The organism is Paraburkholderia phymatum, assembly GCF_038900715.1.
Taxonomy (GTDB): domain Bacteria; phylum Pseudomonadota; class Gammaproteobacteria; order Burkholderiales; family Burkholderiaceae; genus Paraburkholderia; species Paraburkholderia phymatum_A.
Genome location: NZ_JAYMRZ010000014.1, coordinates 147648 through 163090 on the forward strand (window position 1 = coordinate 147648; position 15443 = coordinate 163090).

14 protein-coding genes and 1 pseudogene are annotated in these 15443 nt (G+C 59.0%); 9 read left to right on the forward strand and 6 right to left on the reverse strand.

Annotation, left to right across the window (positions count from 1 at the left end):
* Nucleotides 1-85: 85 nt before the first annotated feature.
* Nucleotides 86-769: a nitroreductase gene (locus VSR68_RS24675; protein WP_342942344.1), complete on the reverse strand. Its 684-nt coding sequence runs from the start codon at nucleotides 767-769 to the stop codon at nucleotides 86-88.
* Nucleotides 770-1115: 346 nt separating this feature from the next.
* On the opposite strand from VSR68_RS24675, the gene VSR68_RS24680 reads away from it, so the two are divergent.
* The 4 genes from VSR68_RS24680 (at nucleotide 1116) to VSR68_RS24695 (ending at nucleotide 5685) form a co-directional block, all read left to right on the forward strand.
* A complete protein-coding gene (locus VSR68_RS24680) occupies nucleotides 1116-2234 on the forward strand; it encodes an iron-containing alcohol dehydrogenase (RefSeq protein WP_342942424.1) in 1119 nt (372 codons plus the stop codon).
* Nucleotides 2234-3670: an amidase gene (locus tag VSR68_RS24685; protein WP_342942345.1), complete on the forward strand. Its 1437-nt coding sequence runs from the start codon at nucleotides 2234-2236 to the stop codon at nucleotides 3668-3670. The genes VSR68_RS24680 and VSR68_RS24685 overlap by 1 nt, the downstream gene beginning before the upstream one ends.
* Nucleotides 3660-4544, forward strand: coding sequence for a tryptophan 2,3-dioxygenase (locus tag VSR68_RS24690; RefSeq protein WP_342942425.1), 885 nt, complete (start codon nucleotides 3660-3662; stop codon nucleotides 4542-4544). Before VSR68_RS24685 ends, VSR68_RS24690 begins: the two co-directional genes overlap by 11 nt.
* Nucleotides 4545-4638: 94 nt before the next feature.
* Complete coding sequence (locus VSR68_RS24695; protein ID WP_342942346.1) at nucleotides 4639-5685, forward strand: glutathione S-transferase family protein; 1047 nt, start codon at nucleotides 4639-4641, stop codon at nucleotides 5683-5685.
* 121 nt (nucleotides 5686-5806) lie between these two features.
* Here VSR68_RS24695 and wrbA read toward each other — a convergent pair whose 3' ends face one another.
* Both wrbA and VSR68_RS24705 read right to left on the reverse strand, forming a co-directional pair.
* The gene (gene wrbA / locus VSR68_RS24700; protein WP_342942347.1) at nucleotides 5807-6433 is read right to left on the reverse strand and encodes an NAD(P)H:quinone oxidoreductase; all 627 of its coding nucleotides are present in this window, start codon (nucleotides 6431-6433) and stop codon (nucleotides 5807-5809) included.
* A 26-nt stretch (nucleotides 6434-6459) separates the two neighbouring features.
* Complete coding sequence (locus VSR68_RS24705; protein WP_342942348.1) at nucleotides 6460-7410, reverse strand: ring-cleaving dioxygenase; 951 nt, start codon at nucleotides 7408-7410, stop codon at nucleotides 6460-6462.
* Between the two features lie 259 nt (nucleotides 7411-7669).
* Here VSR68_RS24705 and VSR68_RS24710 point away from each other — a divergent pair, with 259 nt between their 5' ends.
* From VSR68_RS24710 to VSR68_RS24725, 4 genes are all read left to right on the forward strand, one after another.
* Nucleotides 7670-8581: a LysR substrate-binding domain-containing protein gene (locus VSR68_RS24710; RefSeq protein ID WP_342942349.1), complete on the forward strand. Its 912-nt coding sequence runs from the start codon at nucleotides 7670-7672 to the stop codon at nucleotides 8579-8581.
* A gap of 872 nt (nucleotides 8582-9453) precedes the next feature.
* Nucleotides 9454-9873 carry a hypothetical protein gene (locus VSR68_RS24715; RefSeq protein WP_342942350.1) on the forward strand — a complete coding sequence of 140 codons (420 nt, stop codon included), beginning with the start codon at nucleotides 9454-9456 and terminating at the stop codon, nucleotides 9871-9873.
* A gap of 282 nt (nucleotides 9874-10155) precedes the next feature.
* Entirely contained in the window at nucleotides 10156-10557 is a 402-nt protein-coding gene (locus VSR68_RS24720; RefSeq protein WP_342942351.1) for a CPBP family glutamic-type intramembrane protease, read from the forward strand.
* Nucleotides 10558-11306: 749 nt separating this feature from the next.
* A complete protein-coding gene (locus VSR68_RS24725; RefSeq protein WP_342942352.1) occupies nucleotides 11307-11588 on the forward strand; it encodes a hypothetical protein in 282 nt (93 codons plus the stop codon).
* A gap of 530 nt (nucleotides 11589-12118) precedes the next feature.
* Here VSR68_RS24725 and VSR68_RS24730 read toward each other — a convergent pair.
* From VSR68_RS24730 to VSR68_RS24740, 3 genes and pseudogenes are all read right to left on the reverse strand, one after another.
* The gene (locus tag VSR68_RS24730; protein ID WP_342942353.1) at nucleotides 12119-12319 is read right to left on the reverse strand and encodes a hypothetical protein; all 201 of its coding nucleotides are present in this window, start codon (nucleotides 12317-12319) and stop codon (nucleotides 12119-12121) included.
* Nucleotides 12306-13274 (reverse strand): branched-chain amino acid ABC transporter substrate-binding protein, encoded by a 969-nt coding sequence (locus VSR68_RS24735; protein WP_342942354.1) that lies wholly within the window; start codon nucleotides 13272-13274, stop codon nucleotides 12306-12308. The genes VSR68_RS24730 and VSR68_RS24735 overlap by 14 nt, the downstream gene beginning before the upstream one ends.
* Nucleotides 13271-13546, reverse strand: a pseudogene (locus VSR68_RS24740) (4-hydroxyphenylpyruvate dioxygenase); the annotation flags it as partial. The gene VSR68_RS24735 and the pseudogene VSR68_RS24740, both read right to left, overlap by 4 nt.
* Nucleotides 13547-13947: 401 nt before the next feature.
* Between VSR68_RS24740 and VSR68_RS24745 the strand changes: the two are divergent.
* Nucleotides 13948-15423, forward strand: a complete 1476-nt coding sequence (locus VSR68_RS24745; RefSeq protein ID WP_342942355.1) for an ABC transporter substrate-binding protein — start codon at nucleotides 13948-13950, stop codon at nucleotides 15421-15423.
* Nucleotides 15424-15443: the final 20 nt, after the last annotated feature.

A 15443-nucleotide genomic window follows, 5' to 3' on the forward strand; every position in this document is an offset into this window, starting at 1 on the left:
TCGTGAATTTTCTTGTTGAAAAAGCAGGTACGACGGCGAGCACCGCGCTATGGTGCCTACCCCGACATGCAGAGGGCAGCGCGTTTCAGGCGTCGATAAACGACACGAACTCGTCGACTTCCAGCTTGTGAAGCACCATGTTGTTCTCGGGAATGCTGTTGTCTGCGTAACCCAGCGACATTCCGGCCACCACCATTTCTCCTTCGGGAATGCCGAGGCCAGCCCGCAGGACAGCGGATTGCAGCGACCAGATTTGCTGAGGACATGTGTCCAGCCCTTCGGCTCGCGCGGCCAGCATGATGTTTTGAAGGAAGCAGCCGTAGCACAGGAAGCTTGCCCATTCCAGGCGCCGGTCCATTGTGAAGATGAGCCCGACCGGCGCATCGAAGAACCGGAACTGACGCTCAACGTCCCGTCTGCGTCCGACTATGTCGCTCCTATGCACACCTTGTGCATCGCCCAGCATGCCGCGAAATGTATTGAAGCGGGACGAGAAAGGCGCCGGAAGTTCTTTGGGAAAGAATGGATACTCCGGAACGAGTTTCTCCGGACCAGCGCGATAGGCATCAACGGCTGCATCGGTGATCTTCTCGCGTGCTTGTCCCGTCAGTACATAGCATCGCCAGGGTTGGGTGTTGCTTGAACTGGGCGCGTACTTCGCAATCGAAAGAATTTCTCTGACCGTTTCGATCGACACAGGCCGATCCAAAAAGCCGCGTTTGCTTTGGCGCCCGCGAATCAGCTCTTCAGTGAACTTGGTCGCATCCATCTCAATGTCTCCAGTGTCATAGTTGGGTTGCATATGGAGAGCAAATCATAGACACCTCTCTTGTGTTGAGAAGTTAGCAATGCTTGCAAGCTACGTTCGAGATAAGTGAACGATTCCCGCCGAAGCGTCGTTGCGGAATGTTTGACACGCGGCGCCAAGGGTAAACATGAATGATTTCATCCACCAGATAGCCGGGCGCGAATTCGTCTTATCGATCGTGTGCGCAGCGTCCATAGTTATGGACGCTATGTTCAGGAAAGCGCCGTTCACGCGCGAACTCAAACCGCCTATCTTTTCACTCGAGATCGAAGCATCGATCCGCAAACGACATTGCAGGAGTGAGTGGATGAACCAGTTGAAATGCTTGCCGCAGGACGGGATTATCTGGGGGCACGATATCCTGAGGACCGTCGCTGCTTCCCTTGGAGACTACGGCATCAGCCGTCCGATCATCTTTACCGTGGAGTTCCTGGAGGCATTGAGCCGCGAGTACATACACCCTGGGGTTCGGGATGCCGTGGGTGTCTTCACCGATCTGCCGCCGCATGTTCCCGACTTCGCGGTGCGAAACGGTCTGGGTGCCTGTATCGACCGCGGCGCGGATTCGATCATCGCTTTGGGCGGCGGGTCGGTTCTCGATGCCGCGAAAGCGGCTTCCTACCTGCATTTCCAACAGACAGGTCGCCATCTTCCCATTGCCGCATTTCCAACGACCTTGTCCGGTTCCGAGTTCTCCCACTACTTCGGAGTGACGGAAACGGACGGACCGCAAAAGTTCAAGCGCAGCTACGCCGTGCGCGAAACCGTTCCCCGGCTGGTTGTGATCGATCCGCGCCTGGTCGTCGATACGCCGCGTGCGCTGTTGTTGAGTTCGGCCATCAAAGGCATCGATCATGCTGTAGAGGGCATGCGCAAGGTCGAAACTGATCACCCGCACGCAATTCTGGCCGCACGAGGCGTAGAGCGCTTTCTCAACGTTCTGGAGAAGTGGCCACAGAAGCTCGACACACGTCAGGCAATCGAGCGCGGATGGGTCTGCGCTGACGATCTCCTGCAGCTTCAACTCGGCGCGTGGCAGTGCTACTTCTTTCCCGCGTCGGTCATCTATGGCTTGAGTCATCGCATCGGGCACATTCTGGGCGGCACGTTCGGCCTGCCGCACAGCATGACCTCCTGCATCACGTTGGCGCCAGTCATCCATGCCTGCGCGGGCGCCTATGGCGACAAGTTCGAGATCTTCGCTGCGGGCCGCGGCAACAAGACGGCGGCCGCTTACCTCGCTGACCGTATAGCGGCCGTCGTGGCCTCGCTGGAACTACCGAGCCGGCTCAGCGCGCTCGATTTCGACAAGGCGAAGCTGCCTGAGGTGGCGGCGTTGCTCAGGGAGAACTATCCATCGGAAGTCGCCGATCTCGGCAAAAACGCGGGCGAGAGGCTAGGCACCCTACTGGAGAGCATGTGGTAATGACCAGGCTCCGTCCGTCATCCAGCGCGGTGCCCGTCCTCCCGGGGCTTCGCAAGGCGCTCGATGCGCTTGCCGCGAGACAGACCACGGCGATTGCGTTGACCGAGCAGGCGCTCGAAGAAGCCGAAGCCAGCAAACGATCCTTCAATGCCTTTTCGACAATCGATTGGGACCGTGCGTTGAAGGCTGCCGCTCAGAGCGATCGCCGCTACGGAGAAAACAGGCAGCGATTGCTCGAAGGGCTTCCCCTCGCCATCAAGGACCTGATCGATACCAAGGGCATCGAAACCCGCTATGGTTCGGGGGCTTACGTCGGTCATGTGCCTGGCGTCGACGCCGATGTCGTGAAGGCTCTGGTGGACCAAGGCGCAATCATCATCGGTAAGACGACGACCCACGAATTCGCGTGGGGTGTGACAACCGCCAGCGCGCAGTTCGGCGATACGTTGAATCCGCTGGACCGCACGCGCATTCCAGGCGGTTCCAGCGGCGGTGCTGCCGTTGCGATTGCGCGTGGTGCCGTCAGGGCGGGAGTGGGCACCGATACGGGCGGCTCCGTGCGGATTCCTGCGGCGCTATGCGGAGTCGTCGGGTTCAAGCCAACGCACGGAACGATCTCCACACGTGGCGTGTTTCCGCTGGCGCCCACTTGCGACCACGTCGGCCTGCTTGGAGAGCAGGTCGATGACGTCGTGATACTTGCAGACACTTTCGGCATCGATCTGCCCGAGAGCGATGCGTGGATTTCCGCCCGGCTGGGCGTTATCCGCGAGATCGCGCCCGTTCCGCTGAGTCCGGAAATCGCTTCGGCATTCGATAGCGCGATCGAACGGCTCGAACAGACCTTTGCATGCGACAAGCTCGACACGTCCCGTTTGTTCGATACCGTTTATGAAGCATTCGCGAACATCGTTCTGATCGAAGGCGGCGTCGAGCACTTCCGGTGCAGCGACTGGGACCGCATCGTGCGGCACTACAGTCCGGAAACCGTCGAGCGCCTCAGGCGCGCTGAAGCGATGGATCTCCGCGCGTATGTCTCGGCCCAGCAGAGCAGGCGCGAATTTGCGGCGCGACTGCACCACGCGATGTCGACGGTCGACTATCTGGTACTGCCGACATGCCCCTGTACTGCGCCGCATGTCGATGCCGGCACGGTCAGCATCGGCGATTGGTCCGGCACGGTCCGTCAAGCACTGATGACCTACACCGCGCCGTTCAATGTCGCGGGGTCTCCTGCGATCTCGATTCCCTTGCCACGGGGTGACAGCGTGCTTCCCGCGGCGTTGCAGATCGTGGCGAAGCCCGGTGACGACGGTGCGCTCCTGCAGATCGCGCAGCAGATGGAGTCGATGCTGAACGCAGGCGCCACCCCAACAGAACTGATGGACGTCAATGCACAAGGAGGAAGACAAGGTGAACGACAAGATCAACGATAGCGTGAAGCACGAGTGCCCGGAACCGGACAGCACTTCAGCCGGGCAAACGCCCTATAGTGCGTGGATACAGACTGACGTGCTCCACGCGTTGCAACGTCCAGTAAGCGATCATCCCGGAGAACATGCGTGGATCGTATCGGTGCAGGTGTCCGAGCTTTACTGGATGCTCATCATCAAGGAGCTGCAGACGGCGCAAAGGCAATTGCGCGCCAATGACCTGACGCAGGCTCAACGCACGCTGAAGCGCGTCGTCGCCCATCACGAGCCGCTTAACGCGACGTGGCGCTCGATTGCGTGGATGACGCCTGCCGATCTGCTCGCTATTCTGTCCCGCGCGGTGGCGACATACGGCAAGGATACGGCGCTTCAGGGCTGGACCTACCGGCAGATGGTCTATTTGCTCGGCATCAAGCAGGCAGAGCATCTGAAGCATTTCACGCCGCAGCCCCAGCGTTGGGTGCAACTCAATCAGGCGCTCGCCGAACCGAGCCTTTACGACGACGTGCTCGCCTATTTGAACCGTAACGGCTTTGCGGTGCCGAAAGATGTGCTTGAACGTGATTTCACCGCGCCTTATCAACCCAGCAAGGCAGTCGAGACGGTCTGGCGCGACATCTATGCCGATCAGGGCCGGAACCTCGAACTCCAGCAACTCGGCGAGACGCTAGCCGATATCGCGGAGGGATTCTCCACCTGGAAGTACCTTCACCTCATGGCAACACGCCGGACTTTCGGCGCGAGACCGGCCTACTTTGGAACCGAGGGAATCGCGTGGCTGAAGCCGACCATGGACGAAATTCCGTTTCCAGAACTCTGGTCGGCGCGCGGCTTCATTGGCGATCCGCCTGCCGCGTGCCCGCACGCGAAGAAGTAAGGCAGCGCAACGTGCCTGGCCGGCTTGCATTTGAGCGAGCCGTAGTGACGATTTGCGCTCTTTGACCTATCGGAGTGGGAAGGGGACTACAGCGATGAGCAATAACGATCTGATCAAACTGGCGGCCGATGCGCGAGCTGCCATTGCGGACCCGGCGCGGATAACCATCGTGGGTGATGATGCGAACCCGCGCTTCGAACTCTTTCACGCGGCGAGTTCATTGTGCTCTCAAAAGGTGCGCACGGTTCTCTTCGAGAAACAACTGGCCTATCGTTCGAACGACATGATGATCCTGAGTTCGATGGGCTCGGATGGTGTCGTGCCCGCCGAGCATTACTATGCGCCGTATGTCCGTCTTCGTCTGATCGCGGGCGGAGAGATCGGCGGAGAGTTCGTTACGGGCTATAGCGGGCGGACATCAGTGGAAACGGAGGGTTTCGACCCTTGCACGGTGCCGTTGCTCGTCGATTACCAGGCCGGCCGGGTCATCGCGGATTCGCAGCGGATCTGCTGCTATCTCGATGCCGTCGCGCGCGAGCCGATTCAGCTTTTGCCCGACGATGTGACGGCGCGTGCCGAGGTGCTGCATCAGGTGAGCATCGTCGACAGGATTCCGAATGGGGCGCTGCTGTACGGCTTTCATCCCGATAGCGACTTGAGACCCGACGCGCTCAAAGCCGTCATGGAAACAGTCTATGACTATAAGGTCATGGCGCTCGAGGCGATGAGCGTCGTCAATGCAGGGGACGCTGAGCTGATTGCCGCCTATCGCGCGAAAATCGCTAAGGAACGTGGCGGCAAGTCGGTATGTCACGATGCGGCGTTTCAGCGTGCCGCACGCGCATACGTCGCGGTTCTGTTGAAAGATCTGGACGGTGCGCTGGGTCCTGGCTCGTTCCCCTATCTTCATGGAACGTCGTTCTCGCTCGGCGACGTGCTATGGGGCGTCAATCTCGTCCGCCTTGCGTACCTTGGGCTTGCGTCGATGTGGCAAGAACTGCACAACGTCTCGCGTTATTTCGATGCGCTCGTCAAGCGGCCGTCTCTGCACAAGGAAGCGATTCAGGCGACGCTCGGGTCGCTGCCGTATTCGAGTTACATGGATAACATTGCAGGCGGCAAGGCGGTGCTAACGGCGTAGTGTGGTGTTTTGCAAGCCGGCACCGGCGTTGGCCGGTGTCGGATGAATAAACCGGATGAACTGAATCAAATGAAAAAGGCGGAGCCGTGAGACTCCGCCTTTGTTCTTTCTCTAGCGTTCCTCAAGCCGCCACGGTGTCTTGCGTGTAGTGCAACGCCCTTGCGACCGTCGCCACTCTGCGGCCCTGGTATCGTGCAACTGCGAGGTGATCCTCGTCGGGCTTCACGGCGTCGAGGTTCGAAACATGGGTCGCGCCGTAGGGCGTGCCCGCCTTGAACATCACGGCGTCGGCGTAGCCAAGCGGCACAATGATAAGGCCCAGATGCGCCATCGGCGTATAGATCGACAGCAGGGTGGCTTCATTGCCGCCATGCCGCGACGATGTCGAACCGAATACCGAGCCGACCTTTCCATTCAGCTTTCCCTGGAACCACAGGCCACCCAGTCCGTCGATGTAAGCCTTCAGTTCCGTCGAGATCGATCCGAACCGCGTCGGCGTGCCAAACACGATTGCATCGGCCCACTCGGCATCGGCCTCTGTCGGCGCTTCGTATTTTTCGTTCATCGCCGTGGCGTTCTCTAGCCAGCCCGGCGCCTGCTGCATGACTTCCGGACCAACAACCTCGCGCGCGCGTCGCATGCGAATCTCTGCGCCTGCCTCGATGGCACCTTCGGCGACAGCGCGAGCGAGCGTCTCAGTCGAGCTGTTGCGTGAATAGAAAACGACGAGTACTTTAGGTTTCTGCATGACATGTCCTGACAAGATGAACGCGATTAGACGGAGATGGGCTCGAGCCGTCCGAGCAACTCGTCCTTGCGGTTCACCAGCCACGGCGGGAGCTGGAATTCCTCGCCGAAATGTCCGGGTTCTTCATCGATTGCGAAGCCGATGTCGGTCGTGGCCGCTTCGAAGATCACGCCACCGGGCATCTTGAAGTACATCGAGCGGAAGTAGTTGCGATTGACGGATTCCGAAGTATCGATGTAGCCCATTCCCATGAACTTTTCCTTCAGGACCATCTGCTCGTTCTCGCTGTCCACAGCGAACGCAACATGATGAATCGTGCCTTCGCCGTATATCGACGACCCCTGGTGCCGGTCCGGTTCATGGAGAAACTCGACGACCATGCCGGGGCCACCCGTATGCGTTTCAAAGCGGTAGTACGGTCCCGACTGGCCGACCTGCCGGAAACCGAGCGCTTCGTTCATGAAGAGAATCGACTCATCGACCTCGCGCAATGACAGCGTGATGCTGTGGACGCCGCGAATGGCGCATGCTTCAGGGATGTCGCTCGCTACGCAGGCCGGCCGCGTGTCGAGATCCGTTTCGACGAGATCGAACTCGATACCGCACGGATGATAGAAGCGCTGACGTCTTTCATCGAAGCGTTCGGTTATCGCGGCATCGTATGAGATCTTCAGTGCGTCGAACCGGCCACGCCAGAATTCGAGCGATCCTTTGGGCACAGAGTAGTTGATGACCCGCACCTGCCCCGACCCTTGGCGGGCCTTGACGCTTTTCTGCCTGAATGGAAACGAAGTCACCAAAGTACCCGGATCGCCGTTCGCGTTACCGTAGTAGAGGTGATAGATCGGATCCTCGCCGTCGAGAAGAACGGTCTTCTTCACGAGGCTCTGTCCGAGCAGCTTTACGTAAAAATCGACATCCTCCTGAGCGCCGCTCACACCAGCAGTCAGGTGATGAAATCCCTTGATCATCGACATTGTCCACTCCATTTATTAGGCATTGAACTATCAGACGAAGACAGCGCACGGCCGCCCGTCTGCTACAGCTTAAGCGCTCCGAATCGATTGCGAACCTGGCCTGCCGTGTACACAGAGTTCGGCAAACTCGAACGATTGCGCTTTATGTCACCAAGGTTTGTCCGAATGCCGTGAGAATTTTTTACGGAGTAAGATCGGGCATCCAATCCATCCTCACAACCGTTGCCATCGCCGGCAATGCTCCACACTACCCTACGCAATGCTGGATCTGAAGGACGTCTATTACTTCGTTCAGGTAGTCGACCGTGGGGGGTTCACCTCGGCGGGCGAGCTGCTTCGTCTTCCCAAGTCGACGCTGAGCCATAGAGTCAAGGAACTGGAAACCTCGCTTGGCGTTCGGCTCATCAACAGGACGTCGCGCCAGTTTGCCGTGACCGAGGTGGGCGAGGAGTTTTACCAGTACGCAATAGCCTTGCTGCGAAGCGCGGAAGTCGCTGAAGAGGCGATGCGTCAGCGTCTTGCGGAGCCGAGCGGCGTGATCCGCGTGACGGTGGCCGCCGAGATTGCGCAGTTCGCACTGCGCCATGTTTTGCCCACCTTTCTCTCGAACCACCCGAAAGTGAGAATCATCGAAACGGCGACTGACAGGATGGTGGATATCGTCGGAGAAGGTTTCGATCTGGCGATCAGAGGCCACACGGGGCAGCTTCAGGATTCCAATCTGGTGCAGCATCCGCTCGCGAAGGCGCCGTGGTATCTATTCGCGGGTCCGGAATATCTTGAACGGACGTCCCAGCCGGAACAACCGGAAGATCTGGCGTCGCATTCCATCATCGCTTTGGCCAGCAAGGGGCCGCAGCAGTGGCAGTTGCAGGGTCCGGACAATCGCACCGTCACTGTACCGATCGAACCGAGATTCCAGAGCAACAGCCTGATTTCACTGAAGGAAGCCGCTTGTGCAAACGTCGGTGTCGCGGCGCTACCGGGTTATATCTGCCAGGCGGAGCTGAAGGCCGGCGCGCTGCGGCCGGTACTGCCGGAATGGATTGCCGCAGATGCACGCATAACGGCGCTGATTCCATATCGTACGGGTCTTTTGCCTGCAGTGCGGAGGCTGGTCGATTATCTTGCCGTCGTGTTGCCGAAGGTAACGGCTTTTGACGGAAGGTGAGTCAGAGACATCATCGACTGGCGCCATGATGCGGAGATCGCTTCGCCTGCTCTTGCCTACGATGTCGCCCACCGAGCCTTGCCTCGATCCCGGATCGATGCCGGTCGGCACGACCTTCGCGTCACGCGATTCGGTTTTCTTCTGCTTGACAACCTTTCGCTGATCACATGGGGCACCACTGTGGAACCGTTGCGAATCGCGAACACGACCGTCGAACGCAAGTTTACGGGCTGATTGGAGCGAGCAGTGAATACGTCCGTTCGAGCGACGGCATCCGCGTGATGCCCGACACTTCGATGGCCAACTCGGGCACGTTCGGTGCCGCTTTCGTCGTCGGCCCTAGTCCGACTCCACGCAACGGAATCGACGCCAGACTCGACTGCCACGTCTGCACGCGCGCAGCGGGTCGGGGGAACTTGATACGGGCAGCTACTTCGTCACGCTAGCGGGCCCGTTCAACGATTACAGATGAACGATCCGCGAGGCGGACCAGCACGCCCTGGTCAAGCAGCTTCCCGAACTGATGGTCTCCAACATCTCCACAGTTGGGGGTGAACGGCAGCGCGACCATCATTCGTCTGAGGTGGGCGACACATGAGCGTAACCGCGCCTGTGGCTTGCCACCTCACCGTCGAGCGAACAACGCGGCGGCGGTGCGATGCCGCGCCGGACAACCATTTTCGCCAGAGAACAGTCATTACCGGGCGGTGCGTTGTGAGTCCGCTTCGGGGCGGCTGTTGCCGGGCGCGGTCAATAAGCGGTGCGACAAGGCCGACGGCACTGTGCCAGACCGGGACCGGCCAGAGGCGGTCGGTCGACATAGCGCGTAGACTGTTGACGATCAAAAATGCAATCCTCCGCGTTCAACTAACATGAACAATCCAGAATCTCTGTTTCTGCCGGTTAGCGATGGCTCGGACGCTGCCGCAATGGTCGAGCATGCTATTGCCTGCATCGACGCATTCACTGATGCTTTCAACCGCCGCGATCTTGAAGGCACGGACGCCTACCTGCATTTTCCTCATGTGATCTTGTCTGGGGAGAAACTCGTAGTGTGGGAGCGACCGGGGCAACTGCGTGCGTCGTTTTTTGAAGAACTGGAAGCGACGACCGGATGGAGTCGGACTATCTACCACCACAAGAAGGTCGTGCTGGTAAGCCCACGGAAGATTCACCTGCTGGTCCGTTACTCGCGAAATCGTGCAGACGATTCAATCATTACCATGCACGACAACCTTTGGGTCGTGACTGAAGATGCTGGCCGTTGGGGTATAAAGGAGCGCTCGTACTAGGCGCAGCGTCTGCTTACGGCTGAGCCGGAAGACCTCCAGGTTTCATTATGCCTTCTGCATGAATGTGGTCGGCAGCTTGCGTGAGGCAGAGCGCGGCCACGGATCGGTCGGTCGACAAGGTTACATAAATTGATAACAATTCCGCCAGTTCGGCCGCCGCCGCGTCTTGCGATTTTCGTAACCAGATGGAGCTTTAGATTGCCTTCTAGCCGGGATTTCGACACGAAAATGCGCCTGGTCGAGATTCCTAGATGGGGATTAATAGTTGGCGGAGCGACTGTCATGTTTTTCGGTCAGATTGCGCTGATTCTGCTTGGGTCGTGGCTTTGGGGAACAGCGCCTCGGCATGAAAAACCGTTCTCGAACTATTCCATTGAGTTCCAACTGTTTGTCACTGTCGTTGTCATGCCGTTCGTCGAAACGCTAGTTGGACAATGGCTTCCGATTCGAGTGGTAAGCGGAATTCTCCGGCAATCGTGGTGGCTCGCTGGGCTTGCTTCAGCTATTGCATTTACTTGCCTGCATGGCTATACCGATCGTGCTGTCCTAAGTATCTTCTTGGGCGCGACGGTGCTCGCCGCAGTGTTCGTCATAGAAGCTCGAAGGGACGGGCGACCCGTTCTGAGCACCTATCTTACTCACGCTCTGGCTAACGCTTTCGTGCTGGCGCTGCGACTCCTATAACCAAGGTAAATGTTCACCGCGCAAAGGCGCGATCGATTTCAATTGGATGTGTGGTCGATGCCGCGAGGCAAATCCGTGTCCCTAGCCAATCGAGTGGCCGCTTTTGGAATTGTCGAATGTCCCTTGTGGGTCGGTTACGGGCGTACGCTGATCCAGCTAAATCTGTATCCCTCACACCCTCTTTCTTCTCATAGAGCAGGTTTCCGGAGCATTGGGAACAAAAAATGTTGCGTGGGGGCGCACAGGAATCAGATGTGTTTGTTCCGCCGTGCCAGCGAACTGCGTTGCATAGCAACGGTGATCGATGCGGGCATCACTTCGGCCGTTCGATGGTGGTACCAGGCGTAAAAGGTAACCTTGGTGGCACGGGCGACTGACCGCGGCGGCGGCGCGGGCACGGGTGGCGTGCCGGCAATGGAGCGCGCGCGCCAGGAACGGTTGCAATGGCAGCAGCACGGACACGACGGAGACGACGCTGCGCCAATCGGCCCGTCGCCTATCAGATTAGTCAGGTGATCCGCAAGCGCAATCGAGGAGCATTTCGGCTGTGGCAAGACTGACAACCACCTTCGATGCCCTCCGTTTCTGGAGGGCATTCTTGTTCCAGAATTGGCTCAAGATTGGAATCCAGACAGATCGGCGCAAGACACGATCTGTTAGCAAATGCAACGGAATGTATTCGGTGCGGCCTGGTTGGCCGATAGCCGTTATGATCTTGGCTCCCTGCTATAAACACCATGGACGTACCTGTGAAGAAGTCCCTCCTCCTCGCCTCCCTGATGGCGGCTATGGCGCTCGCCGCATGCAGCAAGAGCGACGATGAAGCTGCCGCGCCCGCCGCGTCGGACACCAGCGCCACGGCATCGAGCCCCGCCGCGAGCGAAGCCCCCGTCACCGCGGTTGCCTCGGCGCCTGCTGCGACCGCTGCGACTGCCCCGGCCCCGGCACCTGCGGTTACGGCCCCGGGCGCCTCGGCCTCCGCTCCCGCTTTCGTCGGCCATGCCAATCTGCCGCACGGCGCAAGCCAGTAACGGTCCAAGGCTGCCTCGAAAGCGGTTACGGGTGCGGCGTCCACACGAATGCGGGACACACCGAAAACGTCGCATCGCAAGCGCTTCCCGCGACTGTTCCTGCGTCGTTGCGGTGCCGGAGGCGGGGCCGCGATCGTCGCTGTACGTTTCGTCCCATTGATTTGGCAATTGCATGTTTTCCCACTATCGGTCTTTTGGGATTCGACGATAGAGGCTCGAGCGATGTCGCGGTTCTTTGGCAATAGGATCCGGCTAGGGCCGTTTGGATTCACGGCGTCCTGAACAGCGGCGGACGGTGGCTGTGACCACTGTCGGCCGCGGGAGTCAGCATTGCAGCCGTAGAAGATTCTCGTGGATGCCTTGCAGGTCGGCCGCGTTCGGCCATGAAGGGACAACCATCATCGCCCTTTTGCGTGGACTTCAGGGGCCGTTTCAGGACCGCAAGCGGACTGCGGGCTCCTGATCGGGTTCGCGCGTTGACGACCAGCGGCCTTGACTGCCGGTCGCCGCACAGCGAAAGCAAGCCGTTTTCAGTTTCCGCTGGACGGGTGTGAGCCGGTAACGGTGCTCACCGGCTGGAACTTGCCGCCTTTCGCTTCATACAGCGTAACTGCGGCCGCGCGAAGATCTCCTTTGCTGTCGAAAGCGATTTTGCCCGTCACGCCGTCGAACTCCACCTTTTTGATCGCGGGTAGATAATCGGCCGGCGCGGTCGAATCAGCCAGTTTCATCGAGTTGATCAGCGCCCAGGTGGCATCGTACGCATACGGTGCGAACAAAACGCGAGCCGAATTTCTTGTACTTCGCGGCAAAGGCGGGTCCATTTTTCATCTTCTCGAGCGGCTGACCTGACTCGGCTGACACAGTGCCTTCGGCTGCAGTCGGACCGGCCAGTTCGACGAACTTGTCGGTTTCGATCGCCGACCCAACGAGCGGAATCCTCATCGCAAGGTTCATCATCTGCTTGCGAAGTGGGCCAGCTTGAGCATCGACGCCGCCATAGAACACGGCCTGCGCATCTTTCGACTTGATCGACGTGAGAGTGCCGCGAAAATCCACGGTCTTGTCGGAAACGAATTCACGATCGACAACATCAACGCCTGCGGCCTTCAGGTCCTTGACGACGACATCTGCGAGTCCCTGACCGTAGGACGTGCGGTCATCGACAACGGCTACGCGCTTATATCCTTTCGTGCGTCCCATGTACTGGGCGATAACCCGGCCGACTTCGCTGTCGTCACCAATCACACGATGCGCCGTGGCGAAGCCTTGCCTCGTCAATTCAGGGTTGGTTGCCGATGGCGAGACCTGCGGTATGCCCGCGCCCGCATACACTTTCGATGCGGGAATCGTCGCGCCCGACGTGATGTGGCCAACGACGCCGTTCACTTTCTGATCGGCGAATTTTTGCGCGACGGTCACGGCCGTTTTCGGGTCCGCTGCGTCATCTTCGGATACGAACTGGAAGTGGACCGCTTGCCCCTTGATCTTGATGCCAGCGGCGTTCGCGTCTTCGATTGCGAGCTTGACGCCGTTTTCCGCGTCCTTACCCACGTGCGCAACCTGGCCGGTTAATGGGCCACCATATCCAATGACGACCGTCTGGTCAGCGTGAGCAACTTCCGACATCAGAAGAGCGCAACTGACGATAAATGTGGATTGAATTCCTGGTTTCATGATTGTCATCCCTGGTCCGATGCCTGGAGAACGCCACGCCTGATCTGGTCGCGCTCCATCGACTGAAAGAGCGCCTTGAAGTTGCCTTCTCCGAACCCGTCATCGCCCTTGCGCTGAATGAACTCAAAAAACACCGGGCCGAGCAGCGCCTGCGAGAAGATCTGTACCAGCAGCCGCTTGCTGCCATCCCTGGTGGTGCCATCGAGCAGCAGCCCGCGCGCTTGCAACTCGCCGACATTCTCACCGTGACCGGGCAGGCGTTCTTCCAGCATTTCGTAATAGATGCACGAATAAAAACTTACATTGCCGTGGTCACCGATTAGTAGGTCGCGCATCACGCGCTGCGCGCCGAGCGGGTTGTTTTACTGAGATGCGGCGAAAAACTCATTATCGGCGCTAGCCGATATACCCCATCCGGTGGACTCCGGTTGCGCGGCTATTTCCCCTTGGGGATTACCCGACATATAACCTTCAGGAATAGCCAATGCCAATACCGGACTTTGACATCCAAATTTGGCGGTCCTACCGTAAGGTCGCTGACAACCGATGCTGTTGACCCATGCGTTTCGACCTAAAAACGGACTACATGAACAGTCGACTCTTCTTCCCGCTACTCACAATGCTCGTTGTTGCGAGCGCAACCTATCCCCTTGCGGCGCATCCACAGGCAGATCCACGCCCGGTGATTCGCGTAAGCTCTGGCGCCGAGGACATCGCGACGCTCGATCCGGATCGAGCGACCTCGACCAATGACGTTACCGTCGTTGCCGAGATATTTAGCGGCCTCGTCCGTTTCGCGCCTGGCAGCGCAGAGCCGAAATCGCTTGAACCCGACCTCGCCGAAAGCTGGCAAGCGTCGAACGACAGCAGGGTCTGGACGTTCCATCTGCGTCACGGCGTCAAGTTCCAGGGCGAGTGGGGGGAGTTGACCTCGGCCGACGTCGTCTACTCGCTCAAGCGTGCCGCGGACCCGAAGCGTTCGAGCTTCGCGGCGGACTTCTCGGCGATCGACAAAGTCGAAGCGCCCGATCCCTATACCGTGCAAGTTACGCTCAAGTACCCGGACAGCACTTTCCCCGGACGCGTGTCGAACTACCACGGCGGATACGTCGTCAGCATGAAGGCGGCTGAAAAATACGGCAGCCAGTTCGGCAACCATCCCGTCGGCACCGGCCCGTTCGCGTTCAGCGAGCATGTGACCCAGCAGTACGTCAAACTGGTCGCGAACGACCAGTACTTCCGTGGCAAGCCCAAGCTCGCCGGCATCACCTATCGGATGATCCCGTCGGACAGCGATCGCGAGCTGGCATTCGGTTCCGGCGAACTCGACGTCATCTACGGCAAGCGCGAGCGACGCTGGGTAGAACGCGAGCGCAAGCGCAGCGGGGCACACGTCGACATTTTCCAGCCGGCGGAATTCCGCACGCTGTTCATCAACCGCACGATCAAGCCGCTCGACAACATCAAGGTGCGCGAGGCGATCGCCGAATCGATCAACGTCGACGAGATCATGCATTACGTCGGTGCCGACGTGGCCATCAAGGGGTGCTCAGCAGTTCCGCCCGGTTATCTCGGAGAGGATTGCTCGGGTGGCGGTTATACCTACAACGCCGCAAACGCACGCAAGCTGCTCGCCGAAGCCGGGTATCCGAACGGAATCGCGATCAAATCTATCGTGTCGAATATCTCCGCGCAGCAGCCGATTATGGAAATCATCCAGGCGCAGTTGGCCAAGGCCGGCATCACGCTGAACATGCAGGTCGTCGATCATTCGACCTATCAAGCGCAAAGCCGGAAAGATCTGAGCGCTCTGGTGTTCTACGGTGCGGCGCGCTATCCGAGCGCCGATATCTGGCTGAGCGAGTTCTACGATTCGGCTTCGTCGGTCAATACGCCGACCGCGATATCGAACTTCTCGCATTGCGCGGTTGCGGATGCCGACATCCGCGCGGCGCATGTGGAACCGGACCCAGGCAAGAAGCTGGCCTTGTGGAAGAGCGCGCAGCAGACGATTCACGACGATGTGTGCACGGTGCCGCTGTTCGGCTTGCTTCAGGTATGGGTACATAGCGATAAGGTGCAGTATGGATACGACCTGAAGGGCTCGCTGAACCTCGCCCCGCTCGTTACCGAAAAGACCACGCTAACCGCTCATTGAAGGCTTTGATGCGTGCAACA